The 15,747-nt window shown below is 59.5% G+C and carries 13 protein-coding genes; 3 read left to right on the forward strand and 10 right to left on the reverse strand.

Annotated elements, in window-relative coordinates:
• The first annotated feature begins 78 nt into the window (after nucleotides 1-78).
• A complete protein-coding gene (locus HD598_RS12345) occupies nucleotides 79-1,053 on the forward strand; it encodes an aldo/keto reductase (protein WP_183666260.1) in 975 nt (324 codons plus the stop codon).
• A 33-nt stretch (nucleotides 1,054-1,086) separates the two neighbouring features.
• Here HD598_RS12345 and HD598_RS12350 read toward each other — a convergent pair whose 3' ends face one another.
• The 7 genes from HD598_RS12350 to msrB all read right to left on the reverse strand — a co-directional run bounded on the left by HD598_RS12350 (nucleotide 1,087) and on the right by msrB (nucleotide 9,001).
• A complete protein-coding gene (locus tag HD598_RS12350; protein WP_183666262.1) occupies nucleotides 1,087-1,611 on the reverse strand; it encodes a Rieske (2Fe-2S) protein in 525 nt (174 codons plus the stop codon).
• Between the two features lie 76 nt (nucleotides 1,612-1,687).
• Nucleotides 1,688-3,820 (reverse strand): 3-hydroxyacyl-CoA dehydrogenase NAD-binding domain-containing protein, encoded by a 2,133-nt coding sequence (locus HD598_RS12355; RefSeq protein ID WP_183666264.1) that lies wholly within the window; start codon nucleotides 3,818-3,820, stop codon nucleotides 1,688-1,690.
• A gap of 112 nt (nucleotides 3,821-3,932) precedes the next feature.
• Nucleotides 3,933-5,204, reverse strand: coding sequence for an HRDC domain-containing protein (locus HD598_RS12360; RefSeq protein ID WP_071893266.1), 1,272 nt, complete (start codon nucleotides 5,202-5,204; stop codon nucleotides 3,933-3,935).
• 3 nt (nucleotides 5,205-5,207) lie between these two features.
• A complete protein-coding gene (locus tag HD598_RS12365) occupies nucleotides 5,208-5,837 on the reverse strand; it encodes a DUF3000 domain-containing protein (RefSeq protein ID WP_071895083.1) in 630 nt (209 codons plus the stop codon).
• A 38-nt stretch (nucleotides 5,838-5,875) separates the two neighbouring features.
• Nucleotides 5,876-6,961, reverse strand: a complete 1,086-nt coding sequence (locus HD598_RS12370; protein ID WP_183666266.1) for a threonine aldolase family protein — start codon at nucleotides 6,959-6,961, stop codon at nucleotides 5,876-5,878.
• Between the two features lie 23 nt (nucleotides 6,962-6,984).
• Entirely contained in the window at nucleotides 6,985-8,379 is a 1,395-nt protein-coding gene (locus HD598_RS12375) for a DUF6421 family protein (RefSeq protein ID WP_221244642.1), read from the reverse strand.
• A 208-nt stretch (nucleotides 8,380-8,587) separates the two neighbouring features.
• The gene (msrB, locus tag HD598_RS12380) at nucleotides 8,588-9,001 is read right to left on the reverse strand and encodes a peptide-methionine (R)-S-oxide reductase MsrB (protein ID WP_071893269.1); all 414 of its coding nucleotides are present in this window, start codon (nucleotides 8,999-9,001) and stop codon (nucleotides 8,588-8,590) included.
• 79 nt (nucleotides 9,002-9,080) lie between these two features.
• Here msrB and HD598_RS12385 point away from each other — a divergent pair, with 79 nt between their 5' ends.
• Nucleotides 9,081-10,346, forward strand: coding sequence for an alpha/beta hydrolase family protein (locus tag HD598_RS12385; protein WP_183666268.1), 1,266 nt, complete (start codon nucleotides 9,081-9,083; stop codon nucleotides 10,344-10,346).
• A gap of 405 nt (nucleotides 10,347-10,751) precedes the next feature.
• A complete protein-coding gene (locus tag HD598_RS12390) occupies nucleotides 10,752-11,555 on the forward strand; it encodes a hypothetical protein (protein ID WP_183666270.1) in 804 nt (267 codons plus the stop codon).
• 28 nt (nucleotides 11,556-11,583) lie between these two features.
• On the opposite strand, the gene HD598_RS12395 is transcribed toward HD598_RS12390, so the two are convergent.
• The 3 genes from HD598_RS12395 to HD598_RS12405 form a co-directional block, all read right to left on the reverse strand.
• Nucleotides 11,584-13,425 carry a hypothetical protein gene (locus HD598_RS12395; protein ID WP_183666279.1) on the reverse strand — a complete coding sequence of 614 codons (1,842 nt, stop codon included), beginning with the start codon at nucleotides 13,423-13,425 and terminating at the stop codon, nucleotides 11,584-11,586.
• A 916-nt stretch (nucleotides 13,426-14,341) separates the two neighbouring features.
• On the reverse strand, nucleotides 14,342-14,776 hold the full coding sequence (locus tag HD598_RS12400; protein WP_183666281.1) for a SufE family protein: 435 nt from the start codon (nucleotides 14,774-14,776) through the stop codon (nucleotides 14,342-14,344).
• A 51-nt stretch (nucleotides 14,777-14,827) separates the two neighbouring features.
• Nucleotides 14,828-15,724, reverse strand: coding sequence for a sulfurtransferase (locus tag HD598_RS12405; protein WP_071893272.1), 897 nt, complete (start codon nucleotides 15,722-15,724; stop codon nucleotides 14,828-14,830).
• Nucleotides 15,725-15,747 lie beyond the last annotated feature (23 nt).

The following is a 15,747-nucleotide window of genomic DNA, read 5'->3' on the forward strand; positions in this document are numbered from 1 at the left end:
ACTGACCCTGCGTAGGAATATGCTTCCGCAGGAGCGTCCTCACCTAGAAGTATCCTCGCCTAGAAGTGGAGTACACCTGTGGAATATCGTCGACTCGGCCGCTCCGGCCTGACCGTCTCTGTCGTGGGTTTGGGTTGTAACAACCTGGGCCGCGCTGGAACCGCAACGGAATCGCAGGCTGGAACGGACGCCGTCGTCCATGCAGCTCTAGATGCTGGCGTGACGCTCTTCGATACTGCCGACGTGTATGGCAAGACGCCGGGTCTCTCCGAGGAACGCTTGGGTCAGGCGCTCAAGGAGCGTCGCGCGGAAGCCATTGTGGCGACGAAGTTTGGAATGGACTTGGACGAGGCCAACGGCCCGGATTTCAACGCCCGCGGATCCCGCAAGTACATCCGTACGTCCGTGGAAGCGTCCCTGCGCCGCTTGCAGACGGATTACATCGATCTGTACCAGTTCCACACTCCAGATCCGCTCACGCCCATCGAGGAGACGCTGGACGCGCTAGATGATCTGGTGCGGGAAGGTAAGGTCCGGTACATCGGGCACTCCAACCGTGCAGGCTGGCAAATTGCGCAAGCAGAGTATGTTGCTCGTGAGCTCGGCGCGGAGCGGTTTATCTCTTCGCAGAACCATTACAACTTGCTGGATCGCCGAGCCGAACTCGAGGTGCTCCCGGCTGCAGATGCACTTGGCTTAGGCGTACTCCCGTACTTCCCGCTCGCGAACGGCCTCTTGACGGGCAAGTACTCGGGCGGGAAAGCGCCAGAAGGTAGCCGATTGACGCATTCGCGCACCAACCTGCTCACGGATGCTGATTTTGATCAGCTCCAAGCGTTTGGTGCTTTCGCGAAGTCCCGCGGCGTGACCGAGCTCGAGGTGGCCTTCTCTTGGTTGGCCGCCCAGTCGGCCGTGGCGAGCGTTATTGCGGGAGCTACCAAGCCCGAACAGATCCAGCAAAACGCGGCGGCTGCAACGTGGAAGCCCACCGCCGAAGATCTCGCGGAGCTGGATGAGATCTTCCCGAAAGTCCAGAAGATCGCCCTGTTCTAGTCAGTAGCAGGTCACGCCTCGGGCTCGGATGTCCTAACTGTCCAGGTAGATGACCACGTTGGTGCCGTCGATTGCCGCCGGGAAAGATTCCAGCGCGGAATTTGCGGGACCACCCGTAGGCTCACCCGTGGCCGGATCAAAACTAGAGCCGTGGCACGGGCACGCGAAGTCAGTCTCCGTTCCCACTTCAACCAGGCAGCCCGCGTGTGTGCACACGGCGCGGTACGCCTTGACCGAAGTTTCAGAGTCCCGATAGAACAAGTACGAACGGTCGCTCTCCAGCACGGCTGTGCCCTTGGCGCCCACCGCAAGTTCTGAGGTGGTCATGGCGACGGTTGCTTCACCTGCGCTGGAGGCGGAGGACGACGACGCAGCGGTTGCGTTCGCTGCGGCACTGCCGGACGCTGTGCTAGAGGACGCACTGCTGGCTGATGGCGTAGCGGCGGGGCTGCAGGCTGCAAGACCCAGCGTGGCAACACCGGTAAGCGCCGAGGCAGATAGGACGTTGCGCCTGCTGAGGCAGTGCTGACAACCTGCGCCTTGATGATGTTCTGACATGACAAGATCCTCCCGGTTTGACTGTTTGAAGCCTACCGGGAGGATCTTGTGAGGATACTGAGCGAGCGGTGAGAACTTAGCGCTCGGGGTGGAACTTCTTTCCGTTGACGCGCTCGGAAGCGCCGACACGGTCAAGGTATGGGGTAATTCCGCCCAAGTGCATCGGCCAACCCGCTCCAAGGATCATGCACAGATCAACGTCTTCAGGCCCGGCGACGACACCTTCATCCAGAAGCAAGCCGATTTCTTCGGCCAGTGCGTCCTGCGTGCGCGTCAAGAGTTCCTCAGAGGTGCTTGGCGTATCGCCGAAGGTCAACAGGTCCAGCGTCTCTTGCGGTACATGCTGTCCGCCGTTGCCATCTGGCGCCCAGAGCGCCTTCACACCGTTGTCGATGAGCTGCTGCTGATTCGTGGAGATCCGGAAACGATCGCCGAACGTGGCATGCAAGGACTCGGTGACATGCTGCGCCACTGGAAGACCTACAACGCCCGCGAGCGTGAACGGAGTCATCGGCAGGCCCATCGGATCCAAAGCATGATCTGCGACGGCTGCATCGGTGCCGTCATCGAACGCGTTGCTCACTTCACCCATGAGGCGAAGAAGCACACGGTTGACCACAAAGCCGGTGGCGTCCTTGACCAAAACGGCGGTCTTGCGCAGATTCTTGGCGAGCGCGAAGGCCGTGGCGATCACTTCGTCGGTAGAAGCAGGCGCGCGCACTACTTCAACCAGTGGCATGACGGCTACAGGGTTGAAGAAGTGGAAGCCCACCAATCGCTCAGGGTTCTTGAGGTCCTCGGCCATGGCCGTGACGGACAGGCTGGAAGTGTTCGTGGCAAGAATTGCGTCCGGACGTGCAACGGCTTCCACTTCGGCGAAGACCTGCTTCTTGACGGAGAGCTCTTCGAAGACGGCCTCAATGATGAAGTCAGCGTCCGCGTACACGTCCTTGCTGACGGATCCGCTCACGAGCCCCTTGAGCTGGGACGCTGCGTCCGCCTTGAGGCGGCCCTTGGCAACGGACTTGTCCAGCTCGGCGTGAATGAAACCCAAGCCCTTGTCCACGCGCGCCTGATCCATGTCCGTGATGACCACTGGGACGCGCAGCTGAGTCACAAACAAGAGTGCGAGCTGCGAGGCCATAAGCCCGGCTCCCACCACGCCCACCTTGTTGATGGGCTTCGCCAACGAGGCGTCCGGCGCTCCGGCGGGGCGCTTGCCGCGCTTCTGCACCAGCTCCACGAAGGAGTAGACGGTGGACTTGAACTGAGGGGTCTGCATGAGCTCGGAGAGCGCGTTGACTTCGAGGACCGCAGACTCCGGCTGGGTGATGCCGATGCCGGCCTCCCAGACTTCGAGCACCTTTGCTGGCGCGGGCGCCACAGACCAATTCTTGGCCTTCACGAAATCCCTACCTGCCGCAATGGAGGCACGGAAGCGAGCTGCGTCGTCGTCCTTGGATTCAGGATCCGCGCTATTTGGGCGCTCTACGGCAACGGAACCGTCCAGAACCGAGGCGGCCCACTGAATGGACTGCTCCACGAACGTGTCCGCTGGGAAAATCGCGTCCGCAAGCCCCACTTCGAACGCCTTAGTGCCGTCGATGGAACGGTTGTTGTTCAGCGGGTTCTTGATCATGATCTCAAGCGCTGCTTCGGGGCCGATGAGTCGTGGCAAGCGGTACACGCCGCCCCAACCGGGCACCAGGCCGATGAACGCTTCGGGAAGGCCGAGCCCCTTGGCGCGCTCAGAAACCGTGCGGTAGTTCGCGGCGAGAGCAATCTCTAGACCGCCGCCGAGAGCCACACCGTTGATGAAAGCGAACGTCGGGACGCCGAGGTCATTGAGGATCGCGTAGGCGTCGTGACCCACTTGGGCGATGCCGCGGCCTTCGGCCTCAGTCTTCAAGGCGGCTACAGACGTGAGGTCGGCGCCAGCAACGAGGTAGCCAGGCTTGCCCGTGACGGCTAGCGCGGCGATCTCGCCGGAGCGGGCGCGCTCACGCTGCGCCTCGAGCATCTTGCCGAGCTCAATGAGCGTGGCCGGGCCCAACGTGGTGGGCTTGGAGCCATCGAGCTGGTTGTCCAAGGTCAAGAGCGCCAGCGTGGAGCCGTTAGGCAGCGTGACGTCAGTGATGAGCGAGTGGGTCACGATTTCATTCGGGACCAAAGCGGTGAGGTACTGGTACTGATCAAACGCTGAAGACAAAACGGCTCCCAGGCAGTAGACGGGCAGTGCAAAGTGATGTACTCCACACTATGTTACTGGTTAGTAATAAGTGGTTCAAGGAGCTCACCGCCCAAGGCTCTTACTAGGAACTCTAGTCCTTTTCGGGAAGCGGGTCTGGATCCAGGAAAGCCACCGTGATGATGGGGGAAGTGATCTTGATCTGCCACTCGCGGGCGCCGCGCTCACGGAGCGCTTCCTCGATGGACTCGGGCGTAACAGAGGCCGGAGGCGTCCACGCCAACCGACGAATCGTGTCCGGCTGAAGCAAGTTCTCCGTCGGCATGTTCAGCTTTGCAGCAGCCGCGGCCACGCGTTGTTTAGCCGTGTTCAAGCGGCGTGCCGCCTCCACGTTACGGTCCGCCCAGACACGTGGTGGTGGGGGAGCGTTGTTCGGGACGGTGAGTGGTGGCAGGGAACGCAACCGCTTGGCGGTCTGAATAGCTGAGACCCAGCGAGCAGCTTCAGTCTTGGCTGCGCGTCCCGAGAAGCCATGAGTCTTCAACAGCTCTGGAACGGAGGACGGCATCGCCTTCGCGGCGACAACAATCGCAGCATCCGGCAACAGCTTGCCCGGTGCCACGTCCCGCTTCTGGGCAAGATGCTCGCGCTCTTCCCACAGCTCGCGCACGGTGGCGAGCTGACGGCGATCCTTGATGGTGTGAATGCCGGAGGTGCGGCGCCATGGATCTTCGCGAGGCCCCGGCAAGGGCGCGGTGCGGATGGCTTCGAACTCTTCGAGGGCGAAATCCAACTTGCCCTGTTGGGTGAGTAGCTCGATCAGGTCTTCCCGAAGCTCGTCCAAGACTTCCACGTCAAGGGCGGCATAGCGCAACCATGGCTCGGGAAGTGGCCGCTTGGACCAGTCCGCTGCCGAGTGCTCCTTTGCCAAGCGAAGCCCTAAGAAGTGCTCCACCACGGCCGCGAGTCCTACCTTCGGCAGTCCGGCGATGCGCGCGGCTAGCTCCGTGTCAAAGAGAGCATCGGGCGTCATGCCCTGTTCGGCCAGGCACGGCAGATCCTGGGTGGCAGCGTGAAGAATCCATTCGACCCCGCTGAGAGCCTCATTGATGCTCTCCAAACCGTTGAACGCCTCGGGATCAATGAGCCACGTTCCGGCGCCCTCGCGGCGAATCTGCACCAGGAAGGCGCGCTGTCCGTAACGGAAGCCGGAGGCCCGCTCGGCGTCAACGCTCGCCGGGCCGGTTCCGGCGGCAAGTGCCTCGGCGGCGCGAGCCAATCCGCGTTCGGTATCAATCACAAACGGCACGCCGTCGCGGGGTTCGGTCAAATCAATCAGGGTGCGCTCAACTGGACTTTCGGCTGGGGCCGAAGCTGCGGCGTCGTTCTGGGAATCTAAAGTCACGGGCTAATTGAGGCGCCGGCGGGGAAGCGCAGTTACTCCTTCGGGAAGCGGCGGCAACCCGCCAAAGCTGCAGACCATATGGGTCCATGCTTCGAGATGCCTACCAAAATCGTCAGAATTGGGAGTCCATGAGGCTCGCAATTCAATATCGATATTGTCTTCCCGATCGGCTAAAGAACCAAAATTCTCGGATAAAACACGAGTTGCGGTGCCTCCAGCGCGCGAGTAGGACGCATTATTCTCCTCGAGCGCCTCCACTAGCCAGGCCCACGCTACTGAACCCAGCATGGCGTCTTGACCCATTTCCGGCTCGAGTCGGGCTCGAATGTAGGTGACTACCCGAAAGTGGCCGCCCCAGACCGGCGATCCCGCGGGATCGTGCAACAGAATGAAGCGGCCCGTCGCTAGTTCCTGCGGGAGGATGTCCGGGCGGTCTTGGCCGTGGGCGAAGGATTCGTGAGTGTGAGCCGGCAGGGGAGCTTCGAAAAGGTCCGCTGCGAGGGCCACCGAAAACGGTGCAAGGCGTGCGGGCGCAGGAATTTCACTGAGCACAATTTCAGGCCGGCACTGCGCGGATTTTAGGGATCGCAACGCGGACCGGAACGCTGAAGGTGCAGGGGAAACGCCACTCATCGCCGTCACGCTTGCAACTCTAAATCCGCCCGCTCACCCTATGACCGAGGCGCGCCGTCTAGCGCGGATTTCAGGCACTCCACGAAGCCGTCCACGTCTTCTTCCGTGGTGTCGAAAGAGCACATCCAGCGGACTTCTTCATTGGCCAGATCCCAATCGTAAAACGCGTATTTCTCGCGCACCTTGTCTGCGACCTGCGGGTTGATTTTTGCGAACACGGCGTTGGCTTCCGTCTTCTGCGTGAGCTCAATACCGTCAAGGTGTACGACGGCGTTGCTCAGCTTGTGCGCCATAGCATTCGCCTGGCGCGCATTGCGAAGCCATAGATCCGTGCCAAACATCTCGATGAGCTGGGCTGAAGCGAAGCGCAGTTTGGAGGCGAGCTGCATGTTGAACTTGCGTCCGAAGGTCAATCCTGCGGCAGCGCCCGGTGTGAGTACCACAATGGATTCCCCGAACATGAGGCCGTTCTTGGTGCCGCCCAAGGAGAGCGCGTCAAGACCCACGTCCGTGGTGAACTCCTTGAAAGACAGACCCAGGGCGGCCGCGGCGTTGGAGAGGCGTGCCCCGTCCGCGTACACCAGCATGCCCTTGGAATGTGCGTGATCGGTGATTGCCTTGATCTCAGCCGGTGTGTAGAGCGTGCCGACTTCGGTGGACTGCGTAATCTCCACCACGAGCGGTTGCGAGCGGTGCTCGTCGCCCCAGCCCCACGCTTCTTTGTCGATCAGCTCCGGGGTGAGCTTGCCGTCAGGCGTCTCCACCGGCAGCAGCTTGAAGCCGCCGATCTTCTCCGGGGCGCCGCCCTCATCCACGTGGATGTGAGAGTTGGTGGTGCAAATGACCGCACCCCAGCGCGGAAGCATGGCCTGAAGGGCAGTGACATTCGCGCCGGTGCCGTTGAACACCGTGAAAACCTCAGCCTGCTCACCAAAGTGACCCTTGACGATCTCTTCAAAGCGGTGCGTGTACGGGTCAGAACCGTACGCCGAAACGTGGCCCCCGTTCGCTTGAGTGAGGGCCTCCAGAATGCGTGGATGCACGCCGGAGTAGTTGTCAGAAGCGAAGGAGCGGTAATTTACGTCGTGGAGCACAGAATCAATCACAGTTTCAGAGTGTGTCATATCAACAATCTTTGAGGGGTCTCTTAGACCGCGTGGTCAACAGAACTTGAGCCGGTCATACCCACCGTGGATTCGATGACGCCGGTCAGCTTCTTGGAGAGCGCTTCATAGAACATCGAGAGCGGGAACTCGTCCGTGAGCACCTGGTCCGTCATGAGCCCGGGTGCGCCGGTCAGGGGGAGTGCGTCCGCGCCCTTGGCCCACACGGAGGCAGGGTGCGGAGCGAGCGTCTCAGAGATGAGCTCATAAGCGGCTAGCCAGTGCACCATCTTGGGGCGGTCGATCGAGCGCCAGTAAAGATCGTTGATGCGCTCGCCGAGGGCGTTGATGACCTCGGGGACGTTGGCCCAATCGAAGTCCAACGTGGTGTCCGTCCAGTGCAAAACACCGTGCTGGTGCATCCACGCGAACAGCAACTGGCCGCCTACGGCGTCGTAATTGCGGACGCGCTTACCCGTCAGCGCGAAGCGGAAGATGCGGTCAAAAATAATCGCGTACTGAGCTAAGCGGGCACGCTTGCGGACCTCATCCGTGGCTTCTTCCTTGGCAGCAATCACGGTGCACTCGCGGAAAGCGGTGAGGTCGCAACGCAGCTCCTCGAGGGAGTAAAGGAAATACGGCATGCGCTGCTTGATCATGAACGGATCAAAAGGCAAGTCACCGCGCATGTGGGAGCGGTCGTGGATCAAATCCCAGAGCACGAAAGTCTCCGTGGCGAGGTCCTGATTCTCGAGCAGCTCTTGAGCCTCCGCAGGAAGTTCGAGGCGCGTGATAGACGCGGCGGCCTTGACCACCTTGCGGTAGCGTGCGGCCTCGCGATCCTGGAAAATGGCGCCCCACGTGAAGGTGGGGATTTCTCGCATGGAGACGGACTCAGGGAAAAGCACGGCCGAGTTCGTGTCATAGCCGGAAGTGAAGTCGATGAACTGCAACGGGACAAACAGCGCGTTGGTGTAGGTGGTGGCTTCCAGATCGGCGATGAACTCCGGCCAAATGACGGACGCCAGAACGGCCTCGAAGTGCCGATCCGTGGAGCCATTTTGCGTGTACATCGGGAAGAGCACCAAGTGCACCAGGCCGTTGACGCGCTGCTGCTGCGGCTGGAACTGGAGCAAGGAGTTTAGGAAGTCAGGCACTCCAAATCCCTGCTGGACCCACTGGTGTAAGTCGCTGACGAGCGCTTCCAAATAGGCGCGGTCATGATCCAACAGCGGGGTCAGCTCGGCGATGGACGCTGCCATCGTGGCGACCAGCTCGCCGGCGCGCGCGTGGTGTTCGGCCAAAGGAACTGCTCCCGAACGATCCTGGAGGCGCTGAAGTTCTTCAGTAGCTGCCTTGAGAGAGATCCACGCCGGATGAGTGGTCCACGAAGTGTGGTCCGCTCCAGTGACGTGCTGTTCAACGATTCCGGCGCTCATCTTCTCTCCTTCAAAGTGGGCCGTGGGTAACGGCGCCAAGCCTTGTGCCCGTGCTGAGTGTCCTAGCTGGGCGACTGCGATATGGGGCAACTATGGGGGCATAGGCCACTTGAGAAAAGATTAGGCCTAGCTGATGGAAGTGGCATCAAAAAAGCGGTGAGCAATAGAATAACTATTGCTCACCGCTTGATCTGGAACTGGATTGTGCCTACTTGGCGACAGGTCCCGGGCGCAAGGTCAAGGAAACCGAGTTGATGCAGTACCGCTGATCCGTAGGCGTGGGGTAGCCCTCGCCTTCAAAGACGTGGCCCAAGTGGGAATCGCAGGCAGCGCAGCGCACTTCCACGCGCTTCATGCCCATCGTGGTGTCTTCGATGTAGCGCACGGTCTCCCCGGCGAGCGGGGCAAAGAATGACGGCCAACCGCAATGCGAGTCAAACTTCTCTTGGCTGGTAAACAACTCAGCGCCGCACGCACGGCACGCGTAGACACCTTCGTCATGGTTATTCCAAAACTCGCCGGTGAAGGGGCGCTCCGTGCCGGCCTCGCGAAGTACGTGGAACTCTTGCGGGTTCAGCTCTTGGCGCCACTCTTCTTCAGTCTTGATAATTTTTGGGGTCATAACCGCTCCAACGCTCTGGGCCGCCACTTGATTCCCGAGGATGCGCGGTGGCGGCATGCTTTACAGGCAGAATAGTGGCATGGCACAGAAGAATCGACTCTCGCGGTCACAGGCAAGTTCTCAAGCACGCAAATACAGCTGGGGTCTCTTGGGCGCCGGAATTGGTGCTGTGGCGGGATCTCTCGCGGCTGGCACGGTGAGTGCGCTGGGCGGCTACTTTGCTCGTCAGGTGGTCACCCCGGCGAAGGAACGCGAAGAAGATCTGTCCATTCTGGCTGTCATTCAGACGGATCAAGGCAAGGATGTCATCTTGCCAGCGACTACCGAAACCACGGTTGAAGGAACCTATTCGCTGTATTGGGACGCTGGTCGTGGACACGCCCGCATCGGCGAGATTACCTCGTTCGTTGCAGCCGAGGGCACCGTGCAGCGTCGCATCGAGGAAGTCTACGAAGGGGATATCCATAAAGCGGTTCGCGGCTGGTGGTCCGGGGTGGTCTTCGATACCCCCGAGCGCGCCGGCTTCGACGTCACGGACGTCAACATCCCCATCGAATCCGGTGAGGCGCCCGCGTGGCTTCTGCCCGGGACCGACCGCGCCTCCACCTGGGCCATCTGCGTGCATGGCCGCGGCGCGACGCGGCTCGAGGGTCTTCGAGCGTTGCAGACCATTTCAGAATTGGGCATGACTGGATTGCTAATTTCTTACCGGAACGACGGCGTAGGCCCGCGTACCGCTGATGGTCGGTACGGACTCGGGGCTACCGAGTGGAACGACGTCGATTCGGCAATCGACTTCGCTCTCGAGCGAGGCGCCGAAGACATTGTCCTCTTCGGGTGGTCTATGGGCGGAGCAATCGCCTTACAAGTGGCGGACTTGTCCCGACACCAGCAGCGCATTCGCGCCCTGGTTCTGACCGGTCCTGTAGTGAACTGGTTTGATGTGCTGGCACATCAGGCCCGGGTCAACAAGATTCCGAGCGCTTCCGGAAGGTACGGCCAGTGGCTACTTTCTAACAAGGCTGGCCAGTGGATCACGGGGCTGGCGACGCCGCTCGACCTGACCTCTTTGAACTGGGTGGCACGCCACGAAGAAATTCGTAAGCCCACCCTGATTTTGCACAGCGAAGATGATGACTTTGTCCCCGTGGGACCATCGGCTGAACTGGCCGAGCTGAACCCAGATCTGGTGACCTTTGAACGGTTCACCCGCGCTCGCCATACGCGTGAGTGGAACGTTGACCCAGAGCGTTGGCACACCACTGTGGTGGACTGGTTGATGGCGGTCTTCACCGCGAAGCGCCCGGGACAAACCCCGCGGGAGAATCAGCAGGTCGCCCAGTAGATTCACGCGAGTGACAGCGGGTTCACGGTTGTTGCCATGCACGGCCCAATGAGGAAGGATCGCCACTAGGAATTCTGCTGCTGGCCATGTCAGCGCGAAGTTCTACCCTTCTCGCCGGGCTCAATGCACTCGAATCCCTCAACGCGACGTGTAGACGCGCTTTCCGTGCTCGTAGACATGCCTCAACAGAGCAAGCCGCGCTTAAACGCCTCCTTCTTGTCACTCGTAGCTCTAATCCCTACCAAACAAGGTCGCACCTGAAGAACGTTGCGCTGGAAGCCGCTGTTAGTTGCGTTCGCCGCCAATTTGCAGACGGCTAGCCCGCCGCAGAAAAGTACTAACGAATACTGCCAAAAACACCGTTGACTAGAGAGTCCCGAAATAAAGGAAGGACGCACCTACCTGATGTCTGAGGAGAGCAAGGAGCGGATCGAAGCCCAATGTCGGCTGATTATGGAAATGAACCTCGGAGCGCGGGTTCTCCAACAAGACGTCAATGCCGGCTCATCCACGTATGATGCGCGCGTGGAGTACCCAGATGGCCGACTCGCGGCCGCGGAATTCTCAGCGATTGAAGACTCGAAACTAATGCAACGAAATGCCCAGTTGGAAAGAATCGGGCCGGAGATGGAATGTGCTCAGCTGAGGTTCAGTTTGCGGGTTCATTTCCTCAACGACGCGCCGATCGGCAGCAGCCTAAAAGCGCGCAAGTCCCTCTGCCGGGCGCTCAGCGAGATGGAGGAGCACGTTAGCGCCCCACCGCGATTCCGAACATTGCAACTGAGCAGTAATGCCCTGGAGTTGGGCATCGCTCAGGTGGACCTAGTTCCGGAAGGTCCCGCTGGGAAAGTTCATTTATTTCCCGGGTGGACGTCCAATGGGCTAGCGGCATCTGATGTGCCGCAGTGGATCTCTACTTTGTTCCAGGAAGAGGCACAGCAAGACAATGTGAGAAAACTGCAAGAATCTGGCATGGACGAAAATCACATGCTCTGGATTGCTCGGGACGGCACCCCGGACATGATCGCACTCCTCCTAGAGGACCCCGAGGGGAATCTGCCTCAGGAGGCACCGAACTTGCCAGACGGCGTTACAGATGTCTGGCTTGTAGGTGGGTTCGCTTCCCAAGGTGGATGGCGCTGGAACACGCAGAGTGGTTGGTTGACGCTTGAACTCACCACGTCTCACATTTGTCGACCCGACGTTTGATGTATCGGAATTGCACTTAGGACCGTTTCTACTTGCGTACTGTGACCGCTTCGGCTTGAGGCATTGTTGGCGCCGACGAGTTCTCCCGCCACTCGTTCAATCTGGCTGCAAGCTGACGCTTAGTGGTCTCGGTGGGGGAGCGGGTGAGTGCGAACACTTGCTTGATAGTCTCGGTGAGCTCCAGCAACGAATGAGAAATAGTCAGCTGGCGCACTCGCCGCAGATACGGGATCAGGGTGAAATCCTCTTTCATAATGAGTAAGAGACCAATAGTGGCCACGGCGAACCGAAGGTCTTCAGCTGTTAACACTGATTTCCCCTCGACGGTGCACATGGCGCGGAACTCGACCAACGCCAAGAGATGGTCCACGGGTGCAGTTGCCGCTGCCTGCGCTGACTTAAGGTTCGTGAACGCAGAAAGTGGGATAACCATGGGAGTAGCTGTGCCGGGCGCGCGCACGGACACTTCCGAGACGATATCTGGAACGTTCTCTGCCAAAGCAATAGCCAAACTGAAGGTTTCATCAGGTTCAATGGCCAAGGTGAGGTCCCAAGACGTTGATTTCTGGTCTGCCTCCACAACGGTGGTCCCGAGATGTTCAAGCCATAACGTCGCTAGCCGGAATTGCGTCAGGTTCATATATGAGGCGTCTTCATCCTTTATGGGCACCTCGATGCCCAAGCGAGCAAGGACATTCGACAGAGACCAACCCATTGCAAGCACCGATTCCATGAAAGAGTAGATGCGGTCTATAACTTCCGTTCGATGCGGCCTCTCTTGATACGACTGCAATTGGAAGATCACGTACTCCCCTTCTAGCGCGAAGCTGTTCCCGTGCTGAGAAGCGTTCCGGAGGTGTGCTCCGTCGTCTTGGAGTAGCGAAGCCGTGAGCTTATGTTTGGTAAGGTTGCGCGCTAGGTCTGTAGCGTTATTCTGGATGAGCTTTGCGTACGGTTGCGACTTGATGCCCGTCAGTAGGTTGTACCAGGCAAGGAGTGGGCTGGCGACGTCCTCGTAGAACTCTCCATAGAACCTAATGAACCGACGCATTAGTGCCTTTTCATCCGTTTCGCGTAAGAGCGTGGTCTCGAACGTCGCGAGGGCTTCGTAGCCAAGTCTCGAACTCACCCCTAGCCCCGCTAAAGCCCCCGGTTGCGCGGCCACCTCGCGCAGCAGGGAGCTGTCTTCACAAAGTCTGGAGGTTTCTCGAAGCAAATCCCGAAACCGCTCTGGGTCAAAATGAGCTGACGCGACGGCGTTGAGGACGAGGAAATGCACCCCTGGACCGTCGTGTACAGGTACCTTTGCGACCCGCTCGGCCTCTCGTGCGCCGAGCCGGCCCATTTCCAGCAGTGTGGCGTCCGGGTATAAATAAGAGAGAGCATTGAGAGCACGATCGAGCAAGTCAGGAATTGTGAGGTCCTCGAATGCCTGCGTGGACTCCATCAGAGACACGTACCTCCCCAAAGCTTCGGCAGCGGCGTCAATAAGTGCTTGCCCTTCGTTTGATAGGCGCTGGGCTTCATCCATGGAGGGTGCCTGCAACGCTCGAGCATATGTTGGCCACAGCTCAGCGAAGTGGGCGATTATCTGGCTGACCGCCTTGTATTGCGCGATCGACGGGCGGAGTGGGGCGCTCGTGGAACAACGACGCTTGAACTCCCGGAGCCGCCGTTCAGCCTCCACCATTTGACGAACCGACTCGCTTGACAACGGATCAGCGATCAAGGCACTGAGTGCATCGACGAAGGCCTCGAGATATCCGCCAATCTGTAAGTAGGTCGGGAGCCCAGATGGTCCCTCCGTCACGTCTGCAAGGTCATCGGCTAAAGCCTTCTCAACGCGGGCAACAGCAGTACGACGTTGCACGACACAGGTATTTACCTCACCTCGAGGCGGTTTCAGTTGGCATTCAGTGCAAGGCTCACCCAGCACACGCTTCGCCCCGCAGCGGAGACAGTCCATGATTTTAAAGCTGATTGCTTTCCGAGGCTTTTTCCGTGTTTGCATTGTTCCGCCGTTCATTTTCCTGTCAGTACCCGCTAGATGGTTTGGCCCGACTCGCCATGGCAAGCTGCACCGACGTAAGAGACCTCCCCAGGTCGACCGTGGCCCGCGCTTGCTCTACGAGTAGTTTCCCCCCTGAGCTGAGAGCTACGCGTATTGCCTTTGGCCACTGAGACTCCTTCAGCCCGGCCTTCACAGATGCGGTTTTGCTTGAAATCAGCAAAGAACGCCATGACCCCGAGCAACCGTGTTTCCAAAGGCATGGAGCCGTTCTGCGCCACGGTGGTGCGTTACTTTAGGAAGTCGACAAATGCCCCATTGCCGGCGACCTCGTCAACCAAGTTGATTAGGTCCAGCATGATGCGCCCGATTCTATCGAGTTACGTCACCAGGACGGCGCCGCCTTCCCGGAAATAGTCATACAGTGGGGTCAGCCTGATGCGCTTGAGCCAGAGCTTGCAGCTCCTTCCGTCCGCGATGACCTTCGCGCACGGGTCTTATCTCCTCAAGCTGCCCGTCGGGGTTCTGCTCGCCTATACTGACTCGCCCGTACCCCACGAACTGACCAACCAGGCTTGAGACCATTGCCGCAGATGTGCCAATAGACGGTTTTAGGACGAGACTGACAGCATTTTTTGTGATGCCAGGGCGGTGTGAAGAAGGGGGCGGACCGCAGAAGTCCATCCCGTGAAGACCGCACGTAGGGGTCAACGAGATAGACCGGATCCGTGGCCGTGTGAAATCACCGAGCACGTGTCGCATGCGCGACAACGGATCTTTACAGCGCTTCGCGGATCTTGCGCTTGATGCGTCCCAGCATTGCCGTCATGCCGCGCATACGCAGCGGAGTGATGGCGCGGGTCAGCCCCAGCTGCTCTGGCATGTCATCGGGAACGTCGAGGATGATGTTCGCGGGCTGACCGTTCAAGCCTTCGTTGAGAACGCTGGCGAAACCGCGCGTCGTCGGAGCCTCGGGCGGCGCCGAGAAGAACAGCGAAACGGTGCGGTCTTCATCATCGGCAACCTCGATGGTCAAGAACAGTGGTGACTGGCATTCCACCACTTGCTCAAGCAGCTCAGGGTGGTCGGCAAGGCGCTCGGGGAGTGCCGGAAGTTCTTGAGAGAACTCCAGCAACAGTTCTAGTCGCTCGCGCTCGGTGATGGCTTGGAAGTCATCAACGATTTCAGCGAGTTTGTTTGGAAGAGTAGACACAGGACATCAGTCTTTTCTGTCGAGAAGTTTCAGGGGCGGACACGCAGCGGTTTAGCGCTGGGGAGCCTCGCCTGGCTCTTCACCCTTGACGATAGGAACGCGCACGGCATTGCCCCACTCGGTCCAAGAACCGTCGTAGTTGCGAACGTTCTCAAATCCCAAGAGGTGCTGGAGTACAAACCAGGTGTGGCTTGAACGCTCACCAATACGGCAGTAGGCAATGACCTCGTCGGCTGCCTTCAAGCCAGCATCTTCGAGGTAGATCGCCTCGAGTTCAGCGCGGGACTTGAACGTGCCGTCCTCCGCTGCTGCCCGTGCCCACGGCACAGATGCGGCGGTAGGGATGTGGCCGCCGCGCAAGGCGCCTTCTTCAGGGTAGGCAGGCATATGCGTGCGCTTGCCGCTGTACTCTTCCGGCGAGCGAACATCGATCAAAGGAATCTTGCCGATCGCTTCGTTGACCTCGGGCAAGTAGGCGCGGATCGGTGCGTCATTGCGCTCCACTACGGGGTATTCGGCTCGCTCACGCGCGGTCTTATCCGTCACGAGTTCGCGGCCCTCAGCGATCCACTTATCGCGTCCACCGTCCATGAGCCGGACGTCCTCGTGGCCAAAGAGGGTGAAAACCCACATGGCATACGCGGCCCACCAGTTGGACTTGTCGCCGTAGACAACAATCGTGGTGTCGCGGGAGATGCCCTTGGAGCTCATGAGTTCGGCAAACTGTTCACCGTTGATGTAGTCGCGAGCTACCTCATCATTGAGGTCGGTGTGCCAGTCAATCTTTACGGCACCTGGAATGTGTCCGGTTTCGTAGAGAAGGATGTCTTCATCAGATTCCACTATGACAACGTTGGCGTCGTTGGAATGTTCAGCTACCCACGCCGTGGTGACGAGTCGTTCTGGGTGTGCGTACTCAGAGATCTTCGTATCTGCTGTCTCGGTCATGAGTCCTCCTGGATCAGTGCGAA

The organism is Neomicrococcus aestuarii, assembly GCF_014201135.1.
Classification (GTDB): Bacteria; Actinomycetota; Actinomycetes; order Actinomycetales; family Micrococcaceae; genus Neomicrococcus; species Neomicrococcus aestuarii.